Source organism: Caloranaerobacter ferrireducens (assembly GCF_001730685.1).
GTDB classification, from domain to species: domain Bacteria; phylum Bacillota; class Clostridia; order Tissierellales; family Thermohalobacteraceae; genus Caloranaerobacter; species Caloranaerobacter ferrireducens.
This window is the reverse complement of the sequence record NZ_MDJR01000017.1, coordinates 1-4,891: the sequence shown is the minus strand read 5'-3', so window position 1 is coordinate 4,891 and position 4,891 is coordinate 1. Positions and strand designations below refer to the sequence as shown.

The following is a 4,891-nucleotide window of genomic DNA, read 5'->3' as shown; positions in this document are numbered from 1 at the left end:
TTACCACATGACTCTTCTACAGTAAAGTCTAAGAAGAATCTTGCTATGTCTACCATACATGTGTCTTCATCCATTACTATCATTCCGCCTGAACCCATCATTGAACCTAACTGTACTAATGTATCATATTCTATTGGAGTATCTATTAACTCAGCTGGTATACATCCGCCTGATGGTCCTCCTGTTTGCACTGCTTTGAATTTCTTTCCGTTTGGTATTCCGCCACCTATTTCATATATTACTTCTCTTAATGTTGTTCCCATTGGTATCTCTACTAGTCCTGTGTTGTTTATCTTTCCTCCTAATGCGAATACCTTTGTTCCTGGTGATTTCTCTGTTCCTACACTTCTAAACCATTCTGCTCCGTTTAGTATTATTTGTGGTATGTTTGCATATGTCTCAACGTTGTTTATTAGTGTTGGCTTACCCCATAATCCTTTGTTTGCTGGATATGGTGGCTTGTTTCTTGGCATTCCTCTTTGTCCTTCTATTGATGCTATTAAAGCTGTCTCTTCTCCACATACGAATGCCCCTGCTCCTAGTCTTACTTCTATGTCAAAGTCAAATCCTGTTCCAAATATGTTCTTTCCTAATAGTCCTTTCTCTTTACCTGTTCCAAATATGTTCTTTCCTAATAGTCCCTTTTCTCTCGCTTGATTTATTGCTATCTCTAATCTCTGTACTGCTATTGGATACTCTACCCTTACATATATATATCCTTGATTTGCTCCTATTGCGTATCCGGCTATCGCCATCGCTTCTAATACTGCATGTGGGTCCCCTTCTAATATACTTCTGTCCATGAATGCTCCTGGGTCCCCTTCGTCTGCATTACATAATACATATTTTTGATCTCCTTGAGCTTTAGCTGTGAATTCCCATTTCAATCCTGTTGGGAATCCTCCACCACCTCTACCTCTTAATCCTGAATCTTTTATTACTTGTATTACTTCTTCTGGTGTCATCTCTGTTAATACTTTACCTAATGCCATGTATCCGTCAAATGCTATATATTCGTTTATGTCTTCTGGATTTATTACACCACAGTTCCTTAATGCTATCCTCTTTTGTTTCTTGTAAAATCCTATTTCGTTTATTGATTTTATTGTGTCTTCTTCTACTGCACCTTTATATAATAGTCTCTTTACTATTCTTCCTTTTAATAAATGCTCTTCTACTATCTCTTCTACATCCTCTACTTTTACATGACTATAGAATGCTCCTTCTGGATATACTATCACTATTGGTCCTGCTTCACATAATCCAAAACATCCTGTTCTTACTACCTTTATTTCTTTATCTAACCCTTTTTCTTTTATCTTTAATTCAAATTCCTCTTGTATCTTATCTGAGCTTGATGATGTACAACCTGTACCACCACATATCAATACATGTGCTCTATAGATGTTCATTTCTTTACCTCCTTTACATTATCAGCTTTGATTGTTTCACGTGAAACTTTACTTCTCATATGCTCCTATTGTATATTCTGTTACTACTTTTCCATTTACTATATGCTCTGCTATTATTCTTTTCGCTTTCTCTGGTGTCATTTCTACATATGTTACTTTCTCTTCTCCTGGTCTGTATACTTCTACTATTGGTTCTAATCTACATACTCCTATACATCCTGTTTGTGTTACTGTTACATCGCTTAGATTTCTATTTTTTACTTCTTCTAATAATGCCATTAATACTGGTCTTGCTCCTGCTGATATCCCGCAAGTAGCCATTCCTACTACTATCCTTGTCCCTTCTCTTTGCTTTCTTAAATCAACTTTCTTTAATGTCTCTTCTTTTATCTTTTTTAATTCCTCTAATGATTTCATTTCTTCACCTCCAGATTTTCTGACTATTATTCGTTATTGGTTATTCGTCGCTCGCTTTTCGTTTCTTACATGAAGATTTTATTCTATCTAGTTATTAGTTGTTAGTCATCAGTCTATCGACTATTGACTATCAACTATCTACCAATTTTACATTCTTAATTTTCAATTTTACTTTGTATCTAATACTTAATCCATATATTTCTTTAATATTGCTGGTACTTCGTCTGCTTTTAATCTTCCATATACATCTTCATTTATTGTCATTACTGGTGCTAATCCGCATGCCCCTATACATCTTGTTGCCTGTAGTGAGAACTTTCTATCTTTTGTTGTTCCTCCTACTTCTAAGTTTAATTCTTCTTTAATTTTATCTATTATTGCTTGTGCTCCTTTTACATAGCATGCTGTTCCTAAACATACTCCTATTTGATATTTTCCTTTTGGTATTAATGAAAATTGTGAATAGAATGTTGCTACTCCGTATATTTCTGCTAATGGTATGTTTAGTCCTTCTGATATCATCCTTTGTACTTCTATTGGAAGATATCCGAATATTCTTTGTGCTTCATGTAATACTGGCATTAATGCTCCCTTTTTTTCTTTATTCTCTTCAATTACTTTCTTTAACTCTTCAATCTTCTCTTTGTTCTCTTCCCAATTAAATTTAAATTCCATTTCTTCCCCTCCTTGACCTTATTAGAATAAGTTTTTTCTAATCCATAGGAAATTATATTCCATATTAATTATTAAATTTAAATTCCATTTCTTCCCCTCCTTAATACATAAAACTATCAAAAAATAGAATCGTAAAATAGTTTAATAAATATTGTTTGATAAATATTTAACATATGAGCCACCTTAATTATAAATAATTTGTTTAAAAAATGTCAATGTAATTTCACGATAAAATTGTGATATTTTTGACATAATATGTCTAATATCAGTCTATAGACAAACTTAAAGCTCAATGTTTAATCTTATTACTTTTTAAGTTACAACGTATATACCCTACAATTTCATTCTTACACAAACAATACACAATATCCATGCACTTTTATTGCCCCCTTTATATCTGTGTTATGGTAATAAAACCTTCAACTTAAATAAAGTAAGGTATATAATTCCTATGAATTATAATGAAACTCTATATTTTTCAAAAAAAAAATTTACAGCCCTAGCATTTAGCTAGAGCTGTAAATTCTACTCGCAATCACAAAAATATTTTTCATATTTATTCTCTTCATCTACAGGATAATTCTTTCTTGCTACATAATGAGTATGAAGTAATTCATGAGCTTTATGACTATTAGGCTCTCCTAAGAATTCTTCGTAAATCTTCTTAATCATTGGGTTTTCATGAGATTTTCTTATTGTCTTAGCTTTATCTTCATCATATAGAGCCTTTGCTCTTTCTTTCATTATATCTTTAGTCATTCTGTCTTTCGCACTAACATGTGGCTGTCCTCCACCAGTTACACAACCTCCTGGACAAGCCATTACCTCTATAAAATGATATTCCTTTTCACCTGATTTAACTTGTTCTAATAGTTTTCTAGCATTACCAGTACCGTGAGCTACTGCCACTTTAACTACTAAATCTCCTAATTTAACTTCAGCTTCTTTAATACCTTCTGTACCTCTAACTTGCTCGAAATCAATATTCTCTAATTCTTGTCCTGTTACAACTTCTGCAACTGTTCTAAGAGCCGCTTCCATAACCCCACCAGTAGCTCCGAAGATAACACTAGCTCCAGTTGATTCACCTAATACTTCATCAAAATCTTCATCTGGTAGGTTAACAAAGTCTATTCTTGCTTCTTTTATCATTTTAGCTAATTCTCTTGTAGTTAATACATAATCAACATCTTGATATCCTGTTGCAGCTAATTCTTCTCTTTGAGCTTCAAACTTCTTAGCTGTACATGGCATTATTGATACTACAACAATATCTTTAGGATCAATATTGTTTTTCTCTGCATAATATGATTTTATTAAAGCACCTAACATTTCATGAGGTGATTTACAAGTTGATAAATTCTCTAAAAACTCTGGATAGTAATGTTCACAGAATTTAATCCATCCTGGTGAACATGAAGTAATCATTGGTAATTTACCACCATTTTTTAATCTATGAAGTAACTCATGCCCTTCTTCCATTATTGTTAAGTCTGCTGCAAAATCTGTATCAAATACTTTATCAAAACCTAATCTTCTTAAAGCAGCTGCCATTCTACCAGTTACTCTTGTACCCATTGGAAGACCGAATTCTTCTCCTAATGCAGCTCTTACTGCTGGAGCTGTTTGAACTACAACATGTTTATTTGGATCATCTATTGCTTCCCAAACATAATCTATTGATTCCTTTTCTCTTAATGCACCAACTGGACATGCAGCAATACATTGTCCACAATTGATACATGGAACATTTCCTATACCTTTATCAAAAGCAGGTCCTACAATAGTTTCAAATCCTCTATTTGTAAAATCTAATACACCTACTGTTTGAACATCTTGACATACACTTACACATCTACCACATAAAATACATTTCTTAGGATCTCTAACTATTGATGGTGATGAAGTATCAACAGGTGCTACAGTTTTTTCTCCTTCAAATGGTATGTCTTTAACACCTAATTCATCTGCAAGAGTTTGCAATTCACAACTTCCATTTCGTACGCAAGTTAAACACTCTCTATGATGGTTTGATAAAATCAATTCTAAAGTTGCTTTTCTTGCATCTCTAACCTTCTTAGTATTTGTTCTAACTACCATACCTTCTCTTACTGGAAGTACACATGAAGTTTGAAGATTTCTAGCTCCTTCAACTTCAACTAAACACATTCTACATGCCGCTACTTCATTTATTTCTTTCAAGTAACATAAAGTAGGAATATCTATGCCTATGCTTTTTGCTGCTTCAAGCACAGTATAATTCTCTGGAACTTGAACTACTTGATTATCTATAGTAATAGTTACTTTTTTCACTTTTCACACCCCTTTTCTACTGATATATTACTACTTCCTTACTATAGCATTAAATGGACATTTTTCCATACAAG

General features: G+C 33.1%; 4 protein-coding genes. All 4 read right to left on the bottom strand.

Going from position 1 to position 4,891, the window contains the following annotated elements; genetic code table 11:
* Positions 1-1,412 (bottom strand): NAD(P)H-dependent oxidoreductase subunit E (locus BFN48_RS11955; RefSeq protein ID WP_069651115.1); only part of this gene is annotated, 1,412 nt, incomplete at its 3' end.
* A 48-nt stretch (positions 1,413-1,460) separates the two neighbouring features.
* Positions 1,461-1,829 (bottom strand): (2Fe-2S) ferredoxin domain-containing protein, encoded by a 369-nt coding sequence (locus BFN48_RS11950; RefSeq protein ID WP_069651114.1) that lies wholly within the window; start codon positions 1,827-1,829, stop codon positions 1,461-1,463.
* Between the two features lie 186 nt (positions 1,830-2,015).
* Positions 2,016-2,504, bottom strand: a complete 489-nt coding sequence (gene nuoE, locus BFN48_RS11945) for an NADH-quinone oxidoreductase subunit NuoE (RefSeq protein ID WP_069651113.1) — start codon at positions 2,502-2,504, stop codon at positions 2,016-2,018.
* 525 nt (positions 2,505-3,029) lie between these two features.
* Positions 3,030-4,817, bottom strand: coding sequence for an NADH-dependent [FeFe] hydrogenase, group A6 (locus BFN48_RS11940; RefSeq protein WP_069651112.1), 1,788 nt, complete (start codon positions 4,815-4,817; stop codon positions 3,030-3,032).
* Positions 4,818-4,891 lie beyond the last annotated feature (74 nt).